The sequence below is a fragment of the Lyngbya sp. CCAP 1446/10 genome (genome assembly GCF_026130175.1).
Taxonomy (GTDB): Bacteria; Cyanobacteriota; Cyanobacteriia; order Cyanobacteriales; family Microcoleaceae; genus Microcoleus.
The window spans coordinates 76,104-102,874 of the sequence record NZ_JAIGNI010000002.1; the positions used below are offsets into that span (position 1 = coordinate 76,104).

Consider the following 26,771-nt stretch of genomic DNA (forward strand, 5'->3'; position numbering starts at 1 on the left):
GGGCGGTTGAATGTGATTTCAAGCGCCGATTTTCCTTAATATTACTCACCGCCAAAATCAGCGCGAAACTTCTCCACAACTCGATTCAATTCCACCGAATGAGAAGCTTTAAATAAAATACGATCGCCCGCAGCGACAAAATCCATCAAATGCCTACCTAAATCTGCGTGAGAATCCTCCCCCGTAATATCTTCCACCTGCACAAAAGGCAAACCCGCCGCACCCGCAGCCATCGCCGCCGCTTCCTCAAAATCCGCAAAAATAAACAAAGCATCAAGGTTTAAATCTCGCGCCGCATTTCCCACTTGTCGATGAAATTCGATCGCCCTTTCGCCCAACTCCTTCATCGTGCCCAACACCGCAATCCGGCGCTTTCCCGGAGTATCCGCTAACAATCTCAGCGCCGCCAACATCGACTCCAAACCAGCATTATAAGTCTCATCCAGAACCACAACATCCTGCGGTAAATCGTAGCGGCGCGCCCGTCCATCCGGTAACTGCACAGACAAACCTTGCTGTAAAACTTCCCAATCAATACCTAAAACTTTGGCTACCGCCAAAGCCGCCAAATAATTTACAGCATTATGTCGTCCAGCCAAGGGCAGCGGCAATTCTATACCTTCTACAGACATGGTATCATTATTAATTAATTCTCCGCACAAATCCCCGCCTTCTAATCCGTAACTTAACGTTTTCCCCTGCCAAACTTTCGCCGCAGTTGTGATTAATCTGTCAGAATCGTAATTGATAATAGCAATGCTATTAGCAGGCATTTCAGATAACAATTCACACTTAGCTTGGGCGATCGCATCTTCCGAACCCAATCGCCCGATATGCGCCGTTCCTACGTTAGTAATTACCGCCACAGTAGGACGCGCAATTTGCGACAGCAGCGCAATTTCGCCTAGTCCGCGCATTCCCATTTCAATTACAGCATAATTGTGTGTCGGCGAAAGCTCTAACAGAGTTTTGGGGACTCCAATTTCATTGTTGTAGTTAAATTGAGTTTTAAGAACATTTCCACTGGTTGACAAAACCGCCGCAATTAATTCTTTGGCAGTAGTTTTACCGACAGAACCAGTAACCGCAATTATCGGTATACTGAATTGGTCGCGCCACCAACGGGCGATCGCCTGGTAAGCTTTTAAAGTATCCTCAACCCGCAACAGCGGAAAATCAGGCAATTCAAGCGGCCAATCGCGATCGACTATCGCCGCAATCGCCCCCAAATCACGGGCTTTAGCCACAAATTGATGCCCGTCAAAATTGTCTCCCCGCAGCGCTAAAAATACTTCGCCCCCCTGAATGGTGCGCGTATCTGTGGCAATACCTGTCCCTAAAGCTGTCAGAACGTCCTCAGACAAAGCAGGCAAAAGTACAGTTAAAATTTCAGCAAGTTGAGCGACACTTACGCGACAGACCATATTACCAGCACTCACATTTCAAATCATTATTTTCACAGCTAATCCTACCTCGCCCGACCTCCAATTTAACTGACACCAGTTCCAAAAAGAATGCAACTGCTTTCCCCGCGATCTAAACTCTGGGAGTCATCAGTCATTCCCATCCCCAATGGTATAAGTGCGCGCTACTGACTAGGATTGACCTTGATACTGGTAATAATAAATCCTCTGACCCCCCAGAAATTATTTAGAACACACCCACAATCTTTATCAAGAATTTACAAAGTTTGTGGTGATTTTAGGCCTTGCTAATTGCAAACAATTCATGTCATGCTGGTGTTGACAAATAGTTTAACTAAGTAAAAAAGATCGATCGGCTTAAGATGCTGACCGCTTCCACCCCTAAGCCTGGGGAGGCGAGAAGCTCGGTTGAGTCAATTCAGGCGCTTCATCTGCCAATTCCCATCTGCCAATGGCGCTTAAAGCTCCTGCCTAATCCTTGGAGGGTTAATCTAAAGTGAACGACTATAACAGACAAATCCAGGAAGAAGAACAGCTACTTTACAACCACTGGCTGGAGTTGGTACAAGTAGAACAGCCGATCGAACTCATCGACCGTTTTCGCACTTTGTTTATCCACGGTAACGGATATGGCGATCGCACCATCGCTGAAGCACTAGAAAAAATAGCAGCCTCACCATACGCCCAACAAGAATTCAAGTACATCCTCAACCGTTGCTGCCACATCCTGATCAACCGCTGGCAAACATACCCAAGCAAGCAAGCAGCCATCCCAGAATTGATCGCTCTGTTTGAAGAAGCCCCCAAAATATTGGGATACAGTCGATCGCGGGTGGCTCACTCCATCCCCAAATTAGTAAATCAATTTACCGAAAGCGAACAGTACCTCACCCTCCAACGCTTAGCCAAAGTCATCACTCACAGCAATGAAGATAGCAGCAACAGCAAAACCCCCGCCACCCTAGCCCTCGGAACCTTAATTCCCCGTTATCCTTACCTCTACAAACACTGCCTCCTCAGCGACGACAGCACCTACGAACAGCAAAAAATCATTAAAAAAATCCAAACTCAAAAGCAACAGCAATTTGAAATAGACCTCTCACAATACGTCGCTCACCAAGTGAGAAAAGCCCAAACAGCCCGCCGAGAAACCTCAATGTCCTTCGTTAGGAATATACAAACTATAAAAAACCCCACACTGTTGAGCGACCCGGAACTGTTCTTTGCCCTCAAGCAATTTGTCGGAAAAGTAGAAGGAGCCGATACCTACAGACAGCTAGCGGGCCGCTTCATGGCGAACACCAGCACAACTGTGTCCTACAGCTCCTTTAAAGACGACTTGTACGAATACCTAATTTCTTCCGTCACTGACGATCGCTACGGCAAACGTCAATTTAACGAAAAACTGTATAAAAAACTACAAAATACCTTTCCCCACAACGATGCTCAGAACTTCAACGAATTTTTAATGATCAGAACTTGCAGCCAGTTATTGAACTTTTTAGTAGTAGAGAGTCCTGCGCGGCCCAACCACTTCGTCTTCATCGACCTAATCTCAAACATCGGGCCCACCCAGACCACAGGTTTGCTGCTGAAAATCGTGCTAATTTGCAGCAAAGTCAAGGCCTACCTAGAAAAGCGGTTGGCAATTTTGTTCGGTCACTACGAATTTTCTACCAGAGAAGGCGTGGTGTGGTTAGTCAAAGCCCTGGAAAACCTGAATCTAGCTTTGAGTACCAATTTCGGCAATCTAGACGTATCTTTCCTGCGGTAGTCGGCCGGCGCCACAACTCTCTCAGATGCCACCTTGCCCCAAACATCACAGGTCAAAATCGGGTTTCTGAATACCCTAAAAAATGGAAATTGAATTAAAACGACTTAATTAACTGCTAAAAGCTACTCAAAAGACGCTATTCTGTGTTAAAATCCCAAGTGTATCAGATTCGGTTGCAGGCTTTGTTCATTGCTACAGAATTGTTTAAAAACTTGCCCTTCTGTATCGGCAGGGGACTCTCCGAAACTGAAATCTTTGCACTGTCTAATTTTTGGAGTTATTCCTCATGTCGATATACGTCGGTAACTTATCCTATCAAGTTACCCAAGAAGACATCACCGCCGTCTTCGCCGAATACGGAACCGTTAAGCGAGTACATCTACCTACCGACAGAGAAACCAGTCGCCCCCGCGGCTTTGGTTTTGTAGAAATGTCAACAGATGCCGAAGAAGATGCAGCAATTGCTGCTCTCGACGGAGCAGAGTGGATGGGTCGCGATCTCAAAGTTAACAAAGCCAAGCCCCGCGAAGATGAAGGCGGCCGGGGCGGCGGCAACCGGGGCGGCGGCGGCCCAGGCAAATTTGGTCGCAGCGGCGGTGGCGGCGGCGGCGGCGGCGGACGTTATTAATTTCCTAATTAATTCCCGAGGATCGAGATTTGAGATTGGAGAGCTGAAATTGGGGATCGAGGCCACCTAGCTTTGAACCACCGTCCGAAAGATTTCCGGCCCGGTTGCTCCCAACCTTTACTCTTTAAGTCTCGCGATCGACCGCATTAAATATACCAAAAAGCCAGGGGTTAGTCCCCTGGCTTTTTGGTATGAAGATGAGGTTTGAGTCAGAAACAATCTGGGCGAAGCCCTGGGAGTGCCTCTACTGTTTTAATCGTCAGGTTCGATGCTGCTGATCAATCCGTGATTGTTGAGCGTTTCAGCATAAAACTCAGCGTGTTCCAGAGCACAAACAATCACCAATCCCAGTCCATTAGTGTGGGCTTCCATCATCACATTCACAGCCTGTGGCTGAGTCAGACTCGGTACCGTCGCCATCAAAGTCTGCACCACGTACTCCATCGGATTGAAATCATCATTGTGCAGCAGCACGCGGTAGCGTGGTGCAAGCTTGCGGACTGTAGAAGGCTTTTGAATAATTTCGACAGACACTAATCTATACCTCCTGACTTGTAGGATGTTAAAATTTTTGACACTCCCCTACCGTTCGTGGGAGGGGATTCTTCGTTCATAGAGAGAACTTTCTCAGATAGGCTCGCACCTAAAACACTAGAAGTCGAACTGTCAGGAACCCAACTCTAAAGAGATTGGGCTTGCAAGAGAAATCAAGTAAGCCATTCTGACCAGCCGTATACCTTCGAGGTCTACGTTATTTGGGTCACGACACCCTGTGGATGCGACGCTAGTCCCCTGCCCTGTCGCTAGTGGTTAAACAGTTTCAAGGTCACGCTTTGCAGTGCTGCTAGCCTAACAAGCCCTGATAACATTGACCGACAAGCGAACATCACCCCGCTTTCGTAGGCTCTAATCGAGCAAACATTATGCGTACAGGGTTACAAGGTTTGAGACGATAACTGTCCCGTCGAAAGTGCATTACAAAAGTACACCAAACCAAGTAACTCCAAGGCGGTAATGGCAAGAAAGATTCAAGGCGGTTGAAACCGCCGAGTCGTTTTCTTCTCAGGTCTAAAGACTCTGAGTTTCCCACTTACCGAGTATTTTTTATGATAGGGCTTGTATCTCATTAATTTCGGTCAATAATCTTGAGCCGGGATTGCTCCGCTGTGCAAGAGTATCTCACTTTCAGTTATTTTATTGAAATCTTCAAATTCAAGCAAGGTTGTAGCCTGGTCGATCGCTCGCCGTGAACCACACCAAACGCAGATCGGCCGTCCTGGGCTCGTAGCCGCGACCTATCTAGCGCCATAATAATAGAAAGGCAAGATCGGTTAAAAATAAAAAACTACTACCTGTTAACTCCCCAGAACGGACTGAACATTATATGAAACGTAAACCTAACTCCTACAACGACAGAGACAAATTCGGTGGCGACCCATTCCGAGGAGACGAAGACTCCGGCTCATTTGGCGGACAATCGCGACGACAACCTCAGTCTAACAAACCCTCTTTCCTCAATTCCGCCACCCTAGGGATTTTAACAGCCGTGTTTATTCTGGGAATTGGGATTGGGATTGCCTTCAGTTCCACAGCGACAATTAGCCCAGAAAACGTAGCATCCAGGGAATTTATCGATCGCAGCGCCCCGAACCCGGAACTGTGCGTGCAGTTTGGAGCCAGTGCGATGGTGACTGATATGCGCCTCTTCGTCACCCTCAACCCCTTCAACGTCTACATCTCCCAGCCGAGTATGCGTCCCGGATGCGTCCTGCGAACCAATAACTGGGCAATTCTCGAACAAAGAAAACTGATCAACCAAAACCAAGTGCGCGAGTGCAAAAATCGCATGAACACCTTTGGCTTCACCGGCCCTCTGGAAGGTCAACCGGAAATTAACTGTATTTACCAAAACGACGGCGCTAAAAACTTGTTCCTCAACCAACCGGGTTCGACAGCTCCAGCGACAGAAGGTCAAAATTTCTAACGGCGAGGATCGGATTATCGACTGAAAGCAAGTTTTAGCGCAGCGGTTCACCAAAGTCGATAATCCGCTGTTCAGGCGCAGCAGGACGGCGTACAGGGGCAGAACCTACCCCCTTGGGTCGGTTAACCGGAACCCTGACTAAAGGCACATTTATCGGTCGGATTTGGTCGTTTGGAGTTGACTGCCGCAAAGAGTTTTGCTCGTAAGTTATCACCTCAGCCGAGGCAGGTTGGACAGGCGCGATCGCAGCAGTTGAGTTAGAATCTGTCAGAGGTTGATTAGGCGGTACTTGTATTGCAGGCTGTGCTGGCGTTTCGAGAGTTGCCTGATAGGAAGCAGGCTCGATCGATGGACGCAACACCCAGCGATTTTCTCCGACTCTTTGGAATTTAATTTGCTCACCGTTGAAAGCCACTCCTGGAGCCAAATTTACCAAAATTCTGGCGCTTCCTGATGGCAGTTGAGTCACCCCCACGGAATGCACATTGCCTTGCGGGTATAGTTGAGTGACATCAACGCCGATCGTAGTATTGGGCAAATCCACAGCAATTTGAGACGGGTTGAGTAGAGAATAGGTGGGAGTTGTTCCCTCTGGGAGAGTAATTTCTAGCTGATTTGTGGCGGGATCGAACTGCCAACTGGTGATTGTAGAAGCATTGGCTGGTTGCTGTGTGATTTGCACAGTCGCAACTGTGGTGGCTGCTGCTATGCTCAGGGCGATCGACACAGAGCCGAACCATGAGCGTAAAATACACTTAGCAGTCAATTTTTGTAAGTCTGCCCAAAATTTCGGCGGTAATTTTTGGTATTGCATGGGTGCTGGGTGAAAGTTGAGATTTAACATTAATTGTTCAGTTGACAGTTGACAGTTGACAGCACTTTACCTGGTAGGAAGAGGATTGAAGCAATGAATAGTCTTATTTTAATTTCTCCCTCAAAGGGAGAGGCTTTAAACCAATTCTTTCTGGTAATTTCGGAATTGTCAGTTAAAAAATTTTACCTAATGCCAACAGATACGCATTCATAATTATTTTTTTTCCTTCCCCTTAAACTAGCATAATTTCGCCACAAACACCCGAATTTAAACTGGTAGTAGTTGCCCGAAGCAGGAGTAATTAACATGAAAAAATCAACTAAATGGAAATTACTGGAATCGCGCAGTTAGTTGCGTAGTCAGAACTTTAGCCCGCATTCAGTAGAGGGCTAAAGTCCTTAATACTAACCTTTCTGAGATTTGTATTGCCGAGAAACAGTCACAAAATCCAGAGCAGTAATCGCATTGTTAGCCCCAAAAACATTAGCTAAAACCTCACCAGTAGAGGCTAATTGCAGGACGGTGCCGTTCGCCGTGGAGTTAATTTGCAACTGAGCAAAACTCAAGCCACCAGCTAAAGCAAACTTGTCGATTCCTACTTCAAAATTGAGGACAGTATCGATACCACTGTTGCTATCTAACACAAAACGATCGCTCCCACTAGCTCCAATTAAAGTATCCTCTCCGCCGTCGCCAAATAGCCAGTCATCCCCTGCACCCCCGTTGAGAATGTCGCTATCTTTCCCTCCGTAGAGAGTGTCGTTACCGTCATCACCGTTGAGAGTATCTTGGCCTTCATTGCCGTATAAAAGGTCGTCGCCGCTGCCACCGTTGATGCAGTCTTGCTGGCCGTTTGCGCCCACGGGGCCTCGCTCGTTTTCCCCGCGATCGCCAAAAATGGTATCATTGCCATCATCGCCGCACAAAATATCGCTGCCACCATCGCCGTACATCAAGTCATCGCCGGCATCTCCGTGCACCAAATCGTCATCCTTGCCGCCGTGAACAGTATCGTTACCAAAACCGCCGCCGAGAGAGTCGGAACTCTCACCGCCGTTGAGATAGTCGTTACCGTCGCCCCCAAACAGCAAGTCGCGGCCGTTGGCATCGCTGACTAACTCGTTTTGCAAGCCGCCGTAAAGCGAATCGTCTCCCTCGTCGCCGACAAGGGTGTCGGAACCGAGTTCGCCCCAAATCAAGTCATTGTCTTTGCCACCGTAAGCTAAATCATCGCCTTTGCCGGCAAAAATGCTGTCGTTACCGCTACCACCGCCGATGATGTCGCCACTATCATTGCCGAAAATTAAGTCGCCTTCAGATGTGGCAATTGTGGTCGCAACAGCAGTACCGTAGTCGCCGATGATGGTATCAAAACCTTGATTGCCGTAGAGAGTGTCGGAACCAGTTTCGCCAAAAATGCGATCGCCCCCTTTGCCTCCATAGGCCAAATCCCGGCCGTTACCACCGAGCAAAGTATCGTCGCCTTCTTGGCCGAATAGTAAGTCATTGCCATTGCCTCCAAACAGCAAATCTTGCCCGTCTGGGTCGCTATCTAGGGAGTTGAGGACGCCGCCGAACAGCGAATCGTCCCCGTTGTCGCCGTAGAGGCTGTCACGGCCCTTATCGCCGAAAATTACGTCTCCCTCTTTGCCCCCGTAGGCGATGTCTGGGCCTTTGCCGGCGAAAACAATGTCGTTGCCTTGATTACCAGCGATCGCATCCCCTGCTTCGCCACCGAAAATTACGTCGCCGTCATTGCCCGTGAGGTTGATGTCGTTGCCGTTGTCGCCGACGATCGTATCCTCACCGCGATCGCCCGACAATAAGTCCGCACCGCGATCGCCAAAAATGCGATCGTTTTGTTTCCCGCCGAACACCACATCATTTTCTTTGCCCGCGTAAACGATATCGTTGTCCTGATCGGCAGCGATGAAATCTGCCCCTTGGTCTCCGAAGACGATATCGGCGCCGCCTTCACCTAAAACAATGTCATCCCCAGCTTCGGCAAGAAACAGTTCGTTAGCGTCGTTCCCGCTTAAATAGTCATTTCCGGGAGTGCCGAGGATCGTGTTTTGGATGTCGGTGAGTTCTACGGCGTTGGAGTCGAAGTTGAGTATTTGCCCTGCCTGGGGTTGGATAAATGCGATCGGGGCCAGCAAGGGCAGTGGTTGGCAACCGCAGCCAGTATCCGGTTCGGGAACTCTGCCGAAAATAGGCGTCGTAGTCGGCGTCGTAGTCGGCGTCGTAGTCGGCGTCGTAGTCGGCGTCGTAGTCGGCGTTTCTGTTTGCTCGGGTGTCGGCAGAATACCGGACACAGTGGCAACCCCCAGACTTGTAATGCCGAGGTTGTCCGTAGCGCTATAGGTGAACTTGGCTCCTGTGAAACTGCTACTAGACTGAAAAAACAACTGGGTAATTTGATCCGGCGTCAAAACTTGACCGGGTGTAACCGGGACTCCGCCCTGGGTTGGGTCGCCCAAGAACAATGTACCTTCATTGGGTGGCAACAGGGTGTTGATGGTGAAGGAAACAACCGTGCCGTCGGGGTCTGTTCCTCCCAATCCGGTTATTTTGGCGTTGCTTTCCGGCAACAAAGTAACGCTGGAGTTGTTGGCTACTGGCGGTTGGTCAACTTTAGGCGGAAACAGGTTTACTGTCGCAGGGGCGGGACTGATGCCACCGCTGTTGTCCGTGGCGCTGTAGGTAAAGTTTGCCCCTGTGAAAGTGCCCGCCGACTGGAAGAACAACTGGCTGATTTGATCTGGCGTCAAGGCTTGACCGGACGTGACCGGCACTCCTCCTTGAGCCGGGTCGCCCAAGAACAGGACGCCTTGATTTGTTGGTGGCAGGGTGTTGATGGTGAAGGAAACCACAGTGCCGTCTGGGTCTGTTCCTTTGATTCCCTTGATGGGTATGGTGCTGTTGGGCGGTAATGTCGTGTTGCTGTTGTCCGCTACCGGAGGTAGGTTGGCGGGTTCAGTGGTCGAGCTGACGGTGGTGATGACAGTGGCATCGGGTTGGGAACCGTTGTTGTTGTTGGGGTTGGGGTCGGAAGTGGTCGATCGGCTCTGGGATATACTTGTGATGCCGATCGCTGGAACAATTAAAGTTACCTGGCGGTTTGTGTTGCTGCCGCTAGCCAAACTGGGAATAGTTGGGAAGGTGACAACCCCTGAAACTGGATCGTAGGTGCCGTTATCGGACACCTTGACTCCCGTTAAACCCGGAATGATGCTTTCAGTAATCACTACGTTTTCAGCAGCATTCGGTCCATTGTTGGTGGTAGTTATAGTATAAGTAACTGAACTACCAGCGGTCGTAGATGTGAGGCCAGTCTTGGTAGTCACCAAGTCTGCACTACCAGCGACAGTAACCAGAGCAACGGCGGTAGTGACTTTGGCGGCGGCAGAGGAGCCGTCGTTATTGCTGAGGTTGAGGTCGGGAGTAGTTGATTTGCTGCTGGAAACATTGGTGATGCTGCCACTGTTGGGGACTGCTAAAGTAACGGTACGGGTAACGCTTTGACCAACGGTCACGCTGGCGATCGCCGGAAAATTAACTACTCCTGAGATTGGGTCGTAAGTGCCCCCCTCGGAAGCCAAAACTCCCGTTAAACCTGGAACAATGCTGTCGGTGATGGTGACGTTGGCCGCGTCGCTGGGCCCGATGTTTGCCGTAGTAATTGTATAAGTGACAGATTGCCCAGGCTCTGCCGATGTGAGTCCGCTTTTAGTGGTAACGATGTCGGCACTAGCAAGACTGGGGACTGTGCCGATCGTAGTGTTAACACTGGAATTAGGGTTTGTACCGTCGTTGTTGCTTGGGGTGGGGTCGGGAGTAGCTGAGCTGCTTCTTGCCGTGTTGCCGACGGCACTGATGCTGGCTGGGGCGATAAAGCCGATCGTCCGATTGACTGTAGTGCCATTGGCGATCGCCACAGCCGGGAAAGTCACAATCCCGGTAACTGAGTCATAGGTTCCACCCTCGGATGCTGTGACTCCTGTTAACCCCGGAATGATGCTGTCAGTGATGGTGACGGCTTCTGCGGAACTAGGGCCATTGTTGACTGTGGCGATCGTGTAGCTGACTGTGGCACCAGCAGTAGTAGCTGTGGGCCCACTTTTGGTGGTAACAATGTCAGCAAGAGCACCGATCGTAGTGTTAACACTGGAATTAGGGTTTGTACCGTCGTTGTTTCCCGGCGTGGGGTCGGGAGTGACTGAGGTGCTTCTTGCCGTGTTGCGGACGGCAGTGAGCGTGGGTGGGGCGATAAAGCCGATCGTCCGAGTGACTGTCTGGGCGTTGGCGATCGCCACGGGGCCGAAGCTAATAATCCCTGTCGTTGGGTCGTAGATGCCCCCGTCGGATGCCGTGACTCCCGTTAACCCCGGAATGATGCTGTCAGTGATGGTGACGCCTGCTGCGAGACTAGGGCCATTGTTGACTGTGGCGATCGTGTAGCTGACTGTGGCACCAGCATTAGTAGCTGTGGGCCCACTTTTGGTGGTAACAATGTCAGCGCTGGGAGTGAGTGTGGTGGTAACAGACGAGCCGGTTGGAGTATCGTCTTTGTTCGTTGCGGAGCCGTTGTTGTTGGTGAGTATCGGGTCGGGAGTCGCTGAGCTACTCTTAGCCGTGTTGCTGATGGTGGTAAGGGTGACTGGCGGGACAAAGCTGACGGTTCGCCTGAGAGTACCTGCATTTTCCAGCGTCGTCACTGCTGGGAAGGTGACAATGCCCGAAACAGGGTCGTAAGTACCGCCCTCCGATATACTCACTCCTGTTAACCCCGGAATGATGCTGTCACTGATGGTGACGTTAGTGGCTGGGTCAGGCCCGTTGTTGGTGGTGGTCAGGGAGTAGGTGACGGTTGACCCCATCGCACTGGTGAGAGGGCCACTTTTGATAGTAACGAGGTCGGCAACTCTATCGGCGACAGTAGTCAGAACTCTACTGATGGGCGTTGAACCGTCGTTGTTGCTGAGATCGGGGTCGAAAGTCGCAGCAGTGCTGGATGCAACGTTGGTTAATGTGCCGCCGCTAACTAAATTAGGTGGCAAACCAACTGTCAGCGTATAAGTGACGGTTTGACCGACATTGAGAACGGGAATTTTCGGCCAGGTGACATTCCGCGTGACGTTTGAGTAAGTGCCGCTGTTCGAGGCAATGACAGTAGGAACTGTTGATGATGACGGAATTAATTCCTCTGGTATTTGGTCTAGAACCAAGACTTGTTCAGCGGGCGCTGTCCCCCTGTTGGTGGTTGTGATGGTGTAGGTAATGCTACCCCCAGGCTTGACGGATTGCGGCCCATTCTTGATCGTAACAACGTCAGCCGAGATACTAGGAGGATTGACAGTTTCAACTACCAGGTTTTGAAGTTCGTGAAGGTTGTTGGCGCTTCCTGTGGAACTGCCAAAACCAAATTTGAAAGTAGGCGGTATTGGGATTCCGTTGGTGATTGCCAAGTTGCGAATGTCGATCAGAGTAGTTTCGTAGCTGCCGTTAAGATCCGTATCAAAGGCAACGGTGAGGCGATTGGGATTGTCCCGATCGTTAGAGGGATTCAGTGTAACTTGAACGGATCTTTTCGCTGCCGTGCGATCGGTCGTGATCGTATTGCTAAAGTTAAAATTGGGTTCGGTGAAGTCAATACTGGTAGGAATGTTATCGATGCCCAAGGGAGCAAATGCTTGGGTTAAAAACGGGTAATTATTCTCTTGCCTGCCTCTAATTGTTACTGAATCCGGTCTCACCAAACGCGGATTGGAGGAGCCGGGAACCGGATCGGGAGACGGGCCAGCTCGCCCTTCCGTCGGTGCTGAATAATTGCCAAACTCGTCAAAGCCAACGCCTAAATAACCTCCCTCAATACCGGGTGTGGCCACGGTTCCATCTAGTCGTTGAGCGTAGCCCAGAGAACCGCCATAACCCCCTGGCTTGTCTGGCGATGCAGTACCGTTAATGAAGAAGAAACCAATGCCGTCCCCAGGCTGATTGCCAGTAAAATAACCCACGGGTTCATTAATTTGCCGATTGGAACCGTAGGAATAGAAATCAAACCTGACAATCAGACCGTCGCTTGAAGGAATGGGGTTGTTGTAGAGGACGAAAGCCTCCCGCCTGTCTTGTGATGCTGGAGTTAATTGCAGAACGCCATTGCCAGGAATATCCCCACCTAAAGCCGGAAGTAAGCCTGATACTGTTCCTCCAGTGATGCCTGGTATAGATTGCAAGTTAGCTGGAATCCCGCTAGTCGGATCGTACAGCACCCCGTTAGTGCCTCGGTAGAGCCAAGGCCCCTTCACTGTCGAGTTCTTGAAAGTTTCGTTAACTAATGTGCCGAGCACGTAAGTGTATGCTTCGAGCACTTCTTTTTCAATGGCAATGCTCGCTTTTATTTCCCCGATCGCAAATTTTAATTCCCAATCGCCGCCTAGTGCCGCACTCCCCGTCAAGCCGTCGTTCGCTGCAATATCTGCACCAGTAATTTCGTTCAGCCGCCGCACGAAGGCTTTGCCGCTTTCTCCCGCTGCGACGCTGCACCCGAATAACAAGATATCTCCTCTCTCGCTGAGGGCCTTTCCCCACTGCTGCAACAAATGGCTGTAGGTTTCTAAGTTGTCTCCGCTGAGTTCGATCGACCCTAGTTGCACTCGGGCTTCTCGACCGTGAGACACTATCTGAAGGCTTTCTAAATCTCTGCAATTAGCCAGAATTCTAGTAATTTGCTCGACTCCATCCCGTGTCGAATCTAGTACAAATACCTCTGTATCGGCTGTTGCTCCTCTTGCCAAGCTGTCGCAGTTCTCTACTCTCGAATCGATGAACAGTAAATTTTTTACAGTCCCGGCTCCCACCGACTCGGTGAAAAGCAAAAATTCTCTGTGGGGCTGCCCAATTCCCGCACTGCTACCGGGTTTTTTGGACAGGAAACACTCCTCTACTTTTACTTGTTTTATTTGTTTTTCATGAGGATCAGTTGCTGTCATTGGAGATTTTTTGGTAGCAATGCTTGCGGTGGTGTCACCTGCTTTGTGGGTTGAGAAAATTGGTTGGTTACAGATGGTTCGCATGGTAGAATGACCTGACTGATTGTATATAATATGCCCAGTTTAAGATAATAAAAGCCGCCTCTTTACAACGTTTAATTGCAGAGCTTGAGGCTCTGGTGCTTGACTGCCAGAAAGAGGAATAGGCAAATTTTATCCATCACAAAGCTGTGCTATCTTGCTATTTGATAACATTGCAAAGATCGCCGATGCAAGCGTTAAGGATTGAGAGTTTAAACCCCCACAATCTATCTATCGAGTGATATTTTGCCTTCGGCTTTGGGCTAAGGAGTGTATCTGTTACACGCAGATGTTTTACATCCCGCCGTAGATAATCACAGAAATGCTCAAAAATTTACTTGATGAGGTTTTCTGTAGATCGTCTAATGCACTTTAATTGCAGAGAAATTTCACCATTTCTGGATGCAGAAACAGGGTTTTATGGACGAAAAAAATTCGTTCCAGCCCTCGCTACCAGTAAAAAGCCTACTGGTTGAGCGAAGTCGAAACCCCGTTTCTTTGGTTCTGGTGCGCCAGCCCTGTTCACAAGAGCAACCAGACCTTTATTAGGGAGGAAATTACTAGGGAGTGCTGGCCGTAACATAATTTGGCCGGCAGTGACCGAGGTGTTATTTAATTGAAATATACATACCCTGTATCGACGAGGCGTCTTAAAAATTTATGAATTGTAGTCTGGAGACAACAATCAAGGTTTGAGACTGCTTTGCTGCGATCGCAAAAACAGAATATTGTCGCCCACCAGCAACTTCTCAAATTGTCACACTTAGAGTCTAGCGGGTTTCTGTTTGAGGTAAATCAAGAAGGACAATTGTTCGTGCAGAATTTTTCATGATGTTTTGGAGAAATCGACTTGCAAATTTGCCTGTCAGCTATTTGCGATTTTTATTCGCTAATTTTTTTAAGGGCAGGAGTTACGCTCAGGAGACGATAAGCCTGATTTATTCCTAGATTTCTGGCCCCCCAACCAAGGTTTATCGTCTAAACCTGGTTTCGGATCGTAAGTCCTCAACTAGAAAAACACTGACTGTAATCCCCCAGTTACGGCAACTGTAACCCAGCAATACTGCTCGATTAGGTTTTTATTGCTGAGTTTGGGCGCGGCTCGTTTTGAACAAGCTCCAGCAACAATCCTTACACGTAAGTATATATTAACTTATTGATGACTACATCCGCAAATATGCGTATATACAAGCCCCAATACAACCTATATCTTTTCACCGCGAACGTCAAGAGTTCTGGCTTGGTAGTACCGACAATCTTGACAGGGCCCAGCAGGATTGACAGCGCAGCGAATGTAATTAGAGCGGGCGTTATACTCGCAAGTGATATCGCCGATCGGATAACCGAGACCTTCTACGTAAGTGCGATCGCCCATTGCTAGTTCATTTCGCAGCGGTCTATTTGCTACCGCAAGTTGTGCCGCCGCAATTCTGGCGCTGGCTTGACTTTGGGCAGAGCGCATCACCCACAAAGACACCAGCGACGGAGCTAAACCTATGAAAATAATCAGGAGAACTGTAAACACATTTTCAGAGCTTTTGTGGAGAATATTTTTTTTAATTTAGATGATCGGCAACAGAAAATTATCCCCGAAGAGACGGTTTTAAATCAGAAAAGTTCCCGGAAAAGTCTCAAACTATGCCTGTGCGTTAACCGTTTGCTGGCGATCTATGGCGATCCATGAGGAGGTCGATCGCTGTTGGCGCCGATGAGGGGTGTTCTGGATAAGTTTGTAGTCAGGAGTTTAGGCATCATAAAAATCGGATAACTTTAGTCCTCACTACAAACGGAAGATCGGTTATTTTAGAGATTTAGATATGAGAAACCGGGTCTAAATCAAAAACAACCAAGCCCGAAAATGGCGCAGCTATTGTTTGAAAAACCCGGTTTCTATCAACAACAAAAACGGTTAAACCTTAGCAACCTCCCCCGCTAAATCCATCAACGAACCCGCACCTTCCACCTTGGCAACATCCAACAAAGTCTTCAAAACCGAATCGGGATTCAAACTAATCGAATCAATTCCCAACTCAACTAAGAACCGAGCAAACTCAGGATAATCGCTGGGGGCTTGGCCACAAATCCCTATTTTGCGATCGTACTTCTTGGCGGCTTTAATCGCAATTTCTATCATCCGCTTGACAGCTTCATTGCGTTCGTCAAAGATATGCGCGACTAAAGCAGAATCGCGGTCTAATCCTAATGTTAGCTGAGTTAAGTCGTTGGAGCCGATCGAGAATCCGTCAAAAACCTGGGCAAATTCGTCAGCAAATATGACATTGCTGGGCAATTCGCACATCACATACACCTGCAAGCCATTTTCGCCCTTAACTAAACCGTGTTTCGCCATCTCTGCCAACACTTTTCGCCCTTCCTCCGGCGTGCGACAAAACGGAATCATCGGAATCACATTTGTCAAGCCCATTTCGTCGCGAACTCGCTTCAACGCAACGCATTCCAAAGCATAAGCTTCGCGGTAATTCGGGTCATAATAACGAGAAGCGCCGCGCCACCCGATCATCGGGTTTTCTTCCTTGGGTTCAAACTGCCGCCCTCCCAAAAGATTAGCATATTCGTTGCTCTTGAAATCGCTCATCCGCACAATGACTGGATTTGGATAAAATGCGGCGGCAATTGTGGCAATTCCGTGGGCTAGTTTATCGGTGAAGAAATCGGGTTTGTGTTGGTAAAGCGCTGTCAGTTCTGCAATTTCTTCCTTGACTGATTCATCGGTTAATTCGTCAAAGTGAATCAGTGCCAGCGGGTGTGCTTTAATGTGATTGGCAATGATGAATTCCAGCCGCGCCAAGCCTACGCCGTCGCAAGGAATTGCTGACAAACCAAAAGCTTCTTCTGGATTTCCCACATTCATTAAAATTTGAGTGCGGGTGCGGGGCAAATTCTCGATCGCAGTTTCTTGAATTTCAAAAGGAAGCAAACCGGCATAAACTTTGCCTTCGTCTCCTTCCGAACAAGAAACAGTGATTTCTTGATGGTTTTTCAAGATTTGGGTGGCGTCGCCGGTGCCGACAATGGCGGGAATTCCCATTTCTCTGGCGATGATCGCGGCGTGACAAGTGCGGCCGCCGGAATTGGTGACGATCGCACTTGCTTTTTTCATAATCGGTTCCCAATCCGGGTCTGTTTTGTTGGTGACAAGAACTTCTCCTGATTGAAATTCAGCGATTCTGTGAACATCTAAAATCACGCGGGCTTTTCCTTGTCCGATGGCTTCGCCAACGGCGCGTCCTTTTGCTAAAACTGCACTGATACCTTGCAATTTGTAGTTGCGTAAAACTGTAGCCGACTTTTGAGATTGTACTGTTTCGGGTCGCGCTTGGACGATAAACAATTCGCCTGTATTGCCGTCTTTTGCCCACTCAATGTCCATCGGGGTATAAGTCCCGCGCACTTTGGAGTAGTGTTCTTCTATGACTACTGCCCACTCTGCTAGTTGCAGAATTTCATCATCTTGTATGGCAAATTTATTTTTTTCGGCTGCGATCACCGATACGTTTTTGGTGTATTTAGAACCGCCGATATCGTACACCATTTTGAGTGTTTTGCTGCCGAGGCGTTTGTCTAAAATCGGGCGAAAACCTTGTTTTAATGTTGGTTTAAAGACGAAGTATTCGTCGGGGTTGACTGCGCCTTGGACGACGTTTTCGCCTAATCCGTAGGCGGCGGTGACTAATACGGCGTTTTTGAATCCGGTTTCGGTGTCGATGCTGAACATGACGCCGGAGGATGCTAAGTCCGATCGCACCATTTTCTGCACGCCGACAGATAAGGCGACTTCAAAGTGGTCGAATCCCCGCTGTTGGCGGTATGAAATCGCGCGATCGGTGAATATGGAGGCGAAGCATTTGTGACAGCATTCGAGGACGCCAGCGCAAGCTTGGACGTTGAGGTAGGTTTCTTGCTGTCCGGCGAAACTGGCGTCTGGCAAGTCTTCGGCGGTGGCGGAGGAACGCACTGCTACGTCTGTATTCTCGCCGTAGCGATCGCACAGTTGATCGTAAGCATGGGCGATCGCCGTTTGCAAGTCTTGCGGAAACTGTGTATCCAGAATCAATGCCCGCGCTTGCTTGCCTTTTTGTCGCAGGTTTTGGAGATTTTCTACGTCTAAATCGGCAAAAATTGCGCGCAATTTAGCTTCTAAACCCGCTGATTCGATGAAGTCGCGGTAAGCGTGTGCTGTAGTTGCAAATCCGTTGGGGACGCTGACTCCTTTGGGGGTTAACTGTTGAATCATTTCCCCCAATGAAGCATTTTTTCCGCCTACTAATGGGATGTCGGCGATGCCGACTTCATCAAACCACAATACCAAGGCTTTGTCTTTGGGAATTAAAACTTGTTTTTGTTGATTTGCTAAATTTTCCAGCATTGCTTTTTTCCTCTCAACTTCAGCTCAGTTCGGTCAAAGGACAGCAAACAAATGACAGCAAACAAATGACAGTAAACAAAGGCCTGTCAATGTCTTAACGTAGTTTTGTTGCAAAAATTATCGAGTTTTTTTCTGAGGCTGTATCCAGCAGAGTTTTTGATTGCCTCTATTTCAAGAATATCACTTTTTTGCTAAATAGCAAGACCTGTGGAGAAAATTTATTTGATTGCAAAAAGTAAAGAAATGGTAGCGGGGAGTTTCTGTAAGCTATTATAAAAAAACAAGTAGTAAAAATGTGCAGGTTGAACATAGTTCCTACCGATTTTTTGCGCTGCGCAGTGGTGCGGGGATATTGCTCGGATTGCGTTGATAGCGCAATCTACGGGCAACAAAGGGTCGGTTCGAGGAGGGCGATCGGTTGTCCGGGGCGATCGCCCAAAAAACACAACCGAGCAGCTTGGGTTCCCAGAAAAAGCCGAGATTCTAAAAACCGTAAAAGTTTTACCTGTGAGTGGGTTTACCTACTGAAAACACAAACCCAGTCGATGTAGAACATTGTAATTGTTTAACCAAATAATTTTTCTGTGTTTGCTTTCGTTTTTTAGGGCTTAAATTCTTTGTATGCTATAATGGTTATCTCAACTGCCTTATGACAAATAAGAAGGTATATGATATCAGTTTTGAGCCCAGCCGCAAAGCGAAACGGCTTTAAAATTCTTCTCGTAGAAGACAATCAAGCCGAAGCCGATCTGATCGAAGAATTATTATTAGAAACAAATGTCGGCAGAGCTAAATCCCAAAGGCTGTCAGTAAGCTGTACAGACCGTCTCAGCAAAGCGCAGCAACTTTTGCTCGGCGAACATTTTGATGTCATTTTACTAGACCTTTCGCTGCCCGATAGCCAAGACTTAAGTACAATTGTCAAAATACAAGAATACAGCCTAAATACTCCGATCGTCGTACTGACGGCCCGCAACGATGAAAAACTCGCCGTGCAGTCAATCCAAGCCGGAGCTCAGGATTACCTAATCAAGCGAAAAATCGACAGCGAAGTGTTAATGCGATCGCTCCGCTACGCAGTCGAGCGGCAGCACAACCAAGAAGCTTTGCAAAAAAGCGAAGAAAAATATCGCTCGGTAGTCGAGAATTCCCTCGTCGGAATTGCGATTATTGCTCCTCCAATTTCCCCCTCCGAACCCGAAAAATGCCAGTGGTTGGAAGTTAATGATGCTTTGTGCGATTTGCTCGGATACGAGCGCCAAGAAATTCTGCACCCAAATTGGGATCAGTCGGGTTTTTCTGAAGACAAAACCGCCAGTTTAGAGCAGTTAAATAAAATTTTGGCAGGACAGAGCGAAGGCTATGTTTTAGACAAAAGATGGCGCAAAAAAGACGGAAAAATAGTTTATACGAGAGTTTCCCTGCGCTGTATTCGCGGCCGAGACGGCTCGATCGACCGGATGATTAAAGTAATTTTAGACGTGAGCGATCGCTATCGCTACGAAGCAGAACTAAAAGCATCAGAAGAGTTTTTGAATCACACGATCAATGCTACTCCCGACCCAATTTTTGTCAAAGACGAGCAGCACAGGTTTGTCCTATTAAACGACGCTTTTTGCGAGTTAATGGGAACAGGGCGCTCGGAACTAATAGGCAATTCAGGCTATGACTTTTTGCCCCCAGCAGAAGCCGATTTTTTTGAGCAACAAGACGAGCAAGTATTGCAAAGAAGCATTCCTGAGCAAACGGAAGAGACTTTTACAGATAGCGCAGGGCAAGAACGCATTATCTCTACTAAAAAAACAGTCTTCAATAAAGCTGATGGCACTAAAATGTTGGTCGGAATCATGCGAGACGTGACTGAGTACAAGCGCCAGCAAATAGCTTTGCAGGAAAGCGAAGCTCGATTTCAAATCATGACCGATAATGTGCCGGGAATGATTTATCAATATCGGTTTTATGTAGATGGTAAAACATCTTTTACTTACGTTTCTTCGGGGAGTTGGCAGCTTTACAATTTACACCCTGAAGAAATAGAAGAAAATGCTGGCTTGGCTTTTGCAACTGTTCACCCCGACGACATCTTGGACTTGCAGCGATCGATCGCAACTTCAGCGGCAACCCAGCAAGCTTGGCAACACCAGTGGCGGCAAGTTGTGGGAGAGCGAGTGAAATGGCTGCAATGCGCGGCGAAACCGGAAAAACAAGCCAACGGCGATATAATTTGGGACGGTTTGGTGATGGATATCACTGAATTAAAACAAACCCAGCAAGAGCGCGATCGCTTCTTTAATATTTCCCTAGATTTACTTTGCATTGCAGGTTTTGATGGCTATTTCAAACGCTTAAACCCCGCTTGGTCAAATCTCTTAGGTTACAGCATAGCCGAACTTGTAGCCAAACCTTTTCTAGAATTCTTGCATCCCGAAGACCGAGTAATAACTACAGCAGCAGTAGAAACACTAAAAAACGGCAACCCTGTTCTTAACTTAGAAAACCGCTATATTTGCCGTGATGGTAGTTATAAATGGCTGTCGTGGACGGCATCGCCCTTTGCCGAAGAAGGTTTAATTTATGCAGGGGGCCGCGATGTGACATTGAACAAACAAGCTGAAGCTGAATTACGCAAGAGCGAAGCCACCAACCGCGCTCTTTTAAACGCGATACCCGACATGATTTTTCGCTGTCGCGCCGACGGTACTTTGGTAGACTTTAAACCCGCAAAAGACCTCCAGACTCTCGTATCGGCAAACATATTTATTGGCAAAAAAGCACAAGACATATTGCCTGCTGCTTTTGCTAACAAGATTTTGTCCGGCAATCAACAAGCGATCGACACCGGCGAGATTCAAGTTGTAGAATATCAACTGCCAATTAAGGATGCACTGTGCGATTTTGAAGCGAGAATAGTATTCTGCACTGATGACGAAATTATCGCGATCGTCCGCGACATCACCAGCCGGAAACGTTTCGAGTCAAAACTCCACCGACAAGCCGCAGCAATGGAAGCGGCTTCGGAAGGTATCGGCATTATCAATGCCAGCGGAGAGGTGATTTATGCCAACGCAGCTAAACTCAAAATCTATGGTTACAATTCCCTCGAAGAAATGTTGGGGAAAAGTTGGAAAATGTTTTATGAAGGTGCAGAATTCCAAAGGTTCGAGCGGGAAATTATGCCGGCTTTAGCCCGCCAAGGTTATTGCAACACTGAAGCAGTAGGCTGCCGCCGCGACGGCTCTCAATTCCCTCAAGAAATGTCGTTGACTGTTCTGCCTAATGGCGAAATAATTTGTATTGTTCGTGATATTACTGCGAGAAAAAAAGCAGAAGCCGATTTGGAAAATAGCAAGCGGTTCGGCGATCGCATTGCTGAGGCCAGTCCTAATATGTTGTATGTTTACGACTTAATAGAACAAAAAAATATTTATGCAAACGCTTCTATATACCACATTCTCGGCTATACAGTTGAGGAAATTCAGGCAATCGGGCCGTGGATGATGTCAACTTTAATCCACCCGGAAGATTCAATCAAAATACCTGATTATTTACAGCAAGTCGAAACGGGTACGGAAGGGGATATCTTTGAAATTGAATATCGAATCAGGCACAAGGATGGTTCTTGGCGCTGGATTGTGAGCCGAGATACTGTATTTGCGAAAACAGCAGAGGGCAAGTTAAAACAAATTCTCGGCACGGGAACTGATATTACAGAAAGCAAGCAAGCAGAAGATGAAATCAAGCTGTTGCTGGCAGCAACTCAAGCAATTAGTCAGTCGGTAGATTTTCACAGCGCCCTCCCAGATATCCTGCGGTTGCTGTGCACTGCGATCGGCTGGAATTTTGCGGAAGCTTGGATACCGGCTGCTAACGGTACTGTTTTGGAATACAGCGAAACTTGGTACGCTAGCGATCGCGATTTAGATAGGTTCGGCTGTGAAACTAAAAAAATTAGATTCGCTTCTGGAGTGGGAGTGCCGGGACGGATTTGGTCAACCCGAAATGTAGAATGGATTGAAGATATTTCTAGAGCCAAAAATCATCTTTTTGCCCGGACGCAAATGGCGGAAGCAGTGGGATTGAAAGCTTGTTTCGGAGTGCCAATTCACGCTAGCGGACAAGTGCTGGCAGTTTTGGTATTCTGCAAGCGCGCTCGATCAATTATGGAGCCGCGGATAGTAGAGTTGGTTAAGGCGGTAGCGACTCAGTTAGCTGCTCATATTCAGCGCAAACAAGCCGAAGAAGAATTGCGTAAAAGCGAAGAACGTTGGCAGTTGGTTCTCAAAGCCAATCAAGACGGAATTTGGGATCTGAATCTTCAAACAAATCAAGCTTTTCGATCGGCTCGCTGGCAAGAAATTATCGGTTACGCAGACGGCGAAATCGACAGTTGCAACAGCGAATGGATCGATCGCATTCATCCAGACGATCGCTCACGAGTGCAAGCAGCGATCCAAGATTATCTCGATCGCCAAACCCCCCATTACGCCGCTGAATACCGCTTGCAGTGCAAAGACGGCAGCTACAAGTGGGTGTTCGCCCGCGCTCAAGCAGTCTGGGACGAAGCCGGAAACCCCCTGCGGATGGTGGGTTCGATGACTGATATCAGCGATCGCAAAGCAGCAGAATTAGCTTTGCTGCGGGTCACTCAAGCCGTGGAAAGTACCAGCGATGCGATCGCGATCGCCGACTTGAAAGAGCGGTCTATTTACCACAATCAAGCCTTCATTCAGCGTTACGGCTATACGGTGGAAGAACTCAACGATCTAGGCGATCGCGCCGCCCTTTACGTCCGGCCTAAAAGTTACAAGAAAATCTATAAAAACCTTCGCCAAGGTCGCTCTTGGTGCGGCGAAGTTGCCCTCCGAACTAAGAGCGGCGAAGCTGTTACCGCTCTGGTGCGAGCCGATAGCATTAAAGATGTAAATGGCAATTCGATCGGCTTAATTGCAGTGATTACTGACATCACAGAACGCAAAGAATCTGAAGCAATCTTGCGCCAGCAATTAAAGCGTGAACAGTTGGCCGTAGCTATGCTGGAACGCATTCGCTCTTCTCTGAATTTAGCAGAAATTCTCACCAAAGCTGTCGAAGAAGTGCGGCATTTTTTACAAGTAGACCGCACTGTTATTTACCAATTCAATCCTGATTGGAGCGGCTTTATCGCTGTTGAGTCGGTTGCCGAAAATTCCCTACCAATTGTGGGAATGGAAATTTACGACCCTTGTTTTGGAGAAACCTACGTTACTCTTTACCAAGAGGGCAGAATTAGAGCCACAGATGATGTTTACAATGCTGGCCTCGCCGACTGCCACTTGAGTTTGTTGGCTCGGTTCGATGTGAGAGCCAATCTGGTAGTACCGATTTTGCAAGGCGAAAAATTGTGGGGGCTGTTAATTGCCCACCACTGTACGGGCCCGCGTCCCTGGCAGCAATTTGAGGCAGAGTGCCTGAAACAATTGGGGGTGCAGTTGGCGATCGCCATTCAGCAATCGACCCTATTTGAACAAGCACAAACCGAAATTGCCGATCGCAAACAAGCAGAAGCCGCCCTGCAATTAGCTAAAGAATCCGCAGAATCCGCCAACAGTGCCAAAAGCGACTTTCTCGCCAACATGAGCCACGAATTGCGGACGCCTTTGAACGGTATTATGGGATACATTCAACTGCTGAAATCCGATCGCAATTTAACAGCCGAACAACAGGAAAGCTTGCATAGCGCTCACCAGTGCTGCAACCACTTACTGACGCTGATTAACGATGTTTTAGACCTAGCAAAAATCGAAGCTAGTAAAATGGAACTGTCTGCCACAGAGGTGGATTTACCGAGTTTAGTAAAAAGTATTGTTGACTTGTTCCAAATGCGATCGCATCAAAAAGGAATTGCCTTTAATTACGAGCAGGTGTCGCCGCTACCCGACTGCGTTTTAGCTGACGAAATAAGGTTGCGCCAAGTTTTGATTAATTTGCTCAGCAATGCGGTTAAGTTTACTAACAGCGGCGGCGTGACATTCAAAGTCGGTTATGCAGAAGATTCAGCCGCGAATTCGACTTTGATAGCGGGAGTTGCCACTCAAACAATCAATTTAACTGCGAATTTAGACGACGCACAGCAAGTGTCTCTCGCGCCGTTCTTCACACCATTCGCGCCGGAAGCTCAAACAGCAGCAAATATCGGCGATCGCGCCCCAAACCCTAAAATTTGCTTTCAAATCGAAGATACTGGCATTGGTATCGAGCAGGATAAATTAGAAGAAATATTTTTGCCTTTTCATCAAGTGGGCGATCGTCACAATTTCGTCGAAGGTACCGGACTGGGACTTTCCATTAGCCAAAAAATAGTCAACATGATGAGCAGCAAAATTCGCGTCCAAAGTACCCCCGGCAAAGGCAGCATATTTTCGTTGGATCTAGACTTGCCCGCAGTCGCCCAGTCTTCTCAACTCCCCTCCGCGCCAGAAAAACGCCGGCTTGTCGGTTTTAGCGGCCACCACCGCAAAGTGCTGATCGTGGACGATAACGAAGTAAATCGCGCCATGCTGCACAGGCTGCTTTCTCGTTTGGGTTTTGAAATTGCCCAAGCCACAGACGGCGAAGACTGCTTGCACAAAGCACAGGAATTTTTACCGGATATCATTTTAATGGACTTACTGATGCCCATCATGGACGGTTGGGAAGCTACCAGGCGGCTGCGACAGTTGCCGGAATTAAAAGATGCGGTTATCCTTGCTTTGTCCGCTAGCGTTTACGAGACTACGAGGCAAAAGAGCATACTTGCAGGTTGCGATAATTTTCTCACCAAGCCGATTCAAACTAACGAGCTTTTAGAACTGTTGCGCCTGCATTTGAGACTAGAATGGATTTACGAAGACGGATCGGAAACCAAAAAGCGGAAACCTCAAACTCGCAAAACATCACCTGAGATGGCTGCTACTGACTCGCAGCAATCTCAAACGATGATCTCTCCTGCCTCAGAGTCAGTCTTAAGTTTGTTAAGATTGGTTGCAATGGGCGATATTGAAGCTATTCTGGAGGAAACTACTAACCTCGAACATTCTGACCCGACATTGGTGCCTTTCGTTCATCATCTGCGCCAACTTGCTAAAGGATTTCAGCTCAAGCAAATTCGAGATTTTTTGAAACAACATTTGTCCTGAAATTGACGGTAGCTACGGGTTTCTAGAGCTACAAAAAATTCTTTGAATCGGATTTCAAGTCACAGCCGACAACTCACAACTCAATAATTTGAATATTTCCCTTGAATATGAACAATAAAAATTCCGAAAGAAGCATCATACTAATTGTCGATGACAACCAAACAAATCTTGACGTACTTTTCGAGCTGTTGAGGAACTACGGGTTTAAAGTATTAGTGGCTCTAGATGGCGAAAGTGCGATCGAGCAAATTGAATATATTCATCCAGATTTGATTCTTTTGGACATCATGATGCCAGGAATTGACGGTTTTGAAACTTGCCTGCGTTTGAAAGCAGACCCGTCAACGCGAGACATTCCCATCATCTTCATGAGCGCCCTTTCCGAGACGCTTGATAAAGTAAAAGGCTTTCAGACAGGAGCCGTTGACTACATCACTAAGCCTTTCCAGCACGAAGAAGTGTTGAGCCGCATTGAAACTCACTTGACAATCCGCAACTTGCAACAAAGACTCGAAGAAAAAAACCTCGAACTAGCCCACCTCAACCAAAACCTAGAAAGACTTGTCGAACAAAAAACCAAGCAATTAATCGACCAGGAAAAAACAGCCATCATCGGACGTTTGACTCAGGGCATGGTGCACAACCTCAAAAGCCCGCTACAAGTAATCCAGACTAGCGTCGATTTGATTGAAACAAAAGCCACAAAAATTCAAGAAGACTCTCTTTTCAATTATACCAAGTATATTTTTCAAGCTGTCACAAAAATCAATCAGATTATGGATAATCTGATGATGAAAAGCAGAAAAGAACAAAACCAAGATTTGCATCCTGTAAATATCAACGATTTAGTCCAGCGAGAAATTCAGCTATTAGAAGGCAATCTGTATTTTAAAAATAAGATTAGAAAAAAATACTTTTATGACGAACAAATTTCCAACCTTCCCTTAATTTATTCCTATATATCTCAAATTTTTTATAACTTAATAAATAATGCAATGGATGCTATGTGGGCAAAGAAAATGCGGGAACTAACTATCGTGACTCGGCAAGACGACTCGAACATATACATGGATATTGCCGATACCGGATGCGGCATAGCACCTGAAGATTTGTCAAAACTTTTTGACCCTTTTTACACATCAAAGCCGCCTAAAGGTGAGGAAAAAATCGAAGGCGAACCGACTGGAACTGGTCTCGGACTTTACACTTGTATTGAACTTTTAAAACCTTTTAACGGCGAGATTGCTATTAGCAGTAATGTCGGTCAAGGCAGCGTGTTTACAGTTGTTCTGCCGAAACAGCAGAAAACTTTATCGACTCAACAGAGTAAAATTCTGTCCGATTAAACAACTATAATTAAGTTCATAATTGGGTTCGTAGTGAGGACTTTAGTCCTTCTTTATTCACAACAACCGCTTGAGTTTTGCTAGCATGATCCATACATAAGGCAGACAGGGAAATGCTCGATCGCACAATCAGAGCAGCGGTAGACTCCAAACAGCCGTATCATCTAGAATACCGGATTGTGCGCGG

General features: G+C 47.6%; 11 protein-coding genes. 5 read left to right on the forward strand and 6 right to left on the reverse strand.

The genetic code is table 11. From position 1 onward, the window contains the following. Positions 1 to 41: 41 nt before the first annotated feature. Positions 42 to 1,424, reverse strand: coding sequence for a UDP-N-acetylmuramoyl-tripeptide--D-alanyl-D-alanine ligase (murF, locus tag K4039_RS01505; RefSeq protein WP_265233349.1), 1,383 nt, complete (start codon positions 1,422 to 1,424; stop codon positions 42 to 44). A 496-nt stretch (positions 1,425 to 1,920) separates the two neighbouring features. Between murF and K4039_RS01510 the strand changes: the two genes are divergently transcribed. Both K4039_RS01510 and K4039_RS01515 read left to right on the forward strand, forming a co-directional pair. Beyond that, positions 1,921 to 3,198, forward strand: coding sequence for a hypothetical protein (locus K4039_RS01510; RefSeq protein ID WP_265233350.1), 1,278 nt, complete (start codon positions 1,921 to 1,923; stop codon positions 3,196 to 3,198). Positions 3,199 to 3,484: 286 nt separating this feature from the next. Beyond that, positions 3,485 to 3,826 carry an RNA-binding protein gene (locus K4039_RS01515; RefSeq protein ID WP_265233351.1) on the forward strand — a complete coding sequence of 114 codons (342 nt, stop codon included), beginning with the start codon at positions 3,485 to 3,487 and terminating at the stop codon, positions 3,824 to 3,826. A gap of 252 nt (positions 3,827 to 4,078) precedes the next feature. On the opposite strand, the gene clpS is transcribed toward K4039_RS01515, so the two are convergent. Continuing rightward, positions 4,079 to 4,360, reverse strand: a complete 282-nt coding sequence (clpS, locus tag K4039_RS01520; RefSeq protein WP_265233352.1) for an ATP-dependent Clp protease adapter ClpS — start codon at positions 4,358 to 4,360, stop codon at positions 4,079 to 4,081. Between the two features lie 850 nt (positions 4,361 to 5,210). Here clpS and K4039_RS01525 point away from each other — a divergent pair. Continuing rightward, on the forward strand, positions 5,211 to 5,810 hold the full coding sequence (locus K4039_RS01525; RefSeq protein ID WP_265233353.1) for a DUF3172 domain-containing protein: 600 nt from the start codon (positions 5,211 to 5,213) through the stop codon (positions 5,808 to 5,810). Between the two features lie 34 nt (positions 5,811 to 5,844). On the opposite strand, the gene K4039_RS01530 is transcribed toward K4039_RS01525, so the two are convergent. From K4039_RS01530 to ppsA, 4 genes are all read right to left on the reverse strand, one after another. After that, entirely contained in the window at positions 5,845 to 6,654 is an 810-nt protein-coding gene (locus tag K4039_RS01530; protein WP_265233354.1) for an AMIN domain-containing protein, read from the reverse strand. A gap of 374 nt (positions 6,655 to 7,028) precedes the next feature. Beyond that, positions 7,029 to 13,616 carry a DUF4347 domain-containing protein gene (locus tag K4039_RS01535; RefSeq protein WP_265233355.1) on the reverse strand — a complete coding sequence of 2,196 codons (6,588 nt, stop codon included), beginning with the start codon at positions 13,614 to 13,616 and terminating at the stop codon, positions 7,029 to 7,031. 1,285 nt (positions 13,617 to 14,901) lie between these two features. Next, positions 14,902 to 15,222, reverse strand: a complete 321-nt coding sequence (locus tag K4039_RS01540) for a DUF6464 family protein (RefSeq protein ID WP_265233356.1) — start codon at positions 15,220 to 15,222, stop codon at positions 14,902 to 14,904. A gap of 384 nt (positions 15,223 to 15,606) precedes the next feature. Further along, positions 15,607 to 18,084, reverse strand: a complete 2,478-nt coding sequence (ppsA, locus tag K4039_RS01545; protein ID WP_265233357.1) for a phosphoenolpyruvate synthase — start codon at positions 18,082 to 18,084, stop codon at positions 15,607 to 15,609. 668 nt (positions 18,085 to 18,752) lie between these two features. On the opposite strand from ppsA, the gene K4039_RS01550 reads away from it, so the two are divergent. Beyond that, entirely contained in the window at positions 18,753 to 25,238 is a 6,486-nt protein-coding gene (locus K4039_RS01550) for a PAS domain S-box protein (protein ID WP_265233358.1), read from the forward strand. 107 nt (positions 25,239 to 25,345) lie between these two features. After that, positions 25,346 to 26,584: a hybrid sensor histidine kinase/response regulator gene (locus K4039_RS01555; RefSeq protein WP_265233359.1), complete on the forward strand. Its 1,239-nt coding sequence runs from the start codon at positions 25,346 to 25,348 to the stop codon at positions 26,582 to 26,584. Positions 26,585 to 26,771 lie beyond the last annotated feature (187 nt).

What these genes read in the sequence shown, in the direction of transcription:
- murF (WP_265233349.1), bottom strand. Translation starts at nt 1,424, where the DNA reads ATGGTCTGTCGCGTAAGTGTCGCTCAACTTGCTGAAATTTTAACTGTA.
- K4039_RS01515 (WP_265233351.1), top strand. Translation starts at nt 3,485, where the DNA reads ATGTCGATATACGTCGGTAACTTATCCTATCAAGTTACCCAAGAAGAC.
- K4039_RS01525 (WP_265233353.1), top strand. Translation starts at nt 5,211, where the DNA reads ATGAAACGTAAACCTAACTCCTACAACGACAGAGACAAATTCGGTGGC.
- K4039_RS01530 (WP_265233354.1), bottom strand. Translation starts at nt 6,654, where the DNA reads ATGTTAAATCTCAACTTTCACCCAGCACCCATGCAATACCAAAAATTA.
- K4039_RS01535 (WP_265233355.1), bottom strand. Translation starts at nt 13,616, where the DNA reads ATGACAGCAACTGATCCTCATGAAAAACAAATAAAACAAGTAAAAGTA.
- ppsA (WP_265233357.1), bottom strand. Translation starts at nt 18,084, where the DNA reads ATGCTGGAAAATTTAGCAAATCAACAAAAACAAGTTTTAATTCCCAAA.
- K4039_RS01550 (WP_265233358.1), top strand. Translation starts at nt 18,753, where the DNA reads ATGATATCAGTTTTGAGCCCAGCCGCAAAGCGAAACGGCTTTAAAATT.
- K4039_RS01555 (WP_265233359.1), top strand. Translation starts at nt 25,346, where the DNA reads ATGAACAATAAAAATTCCGAAAGAAGCATCATACTAATTGTCGATGAC.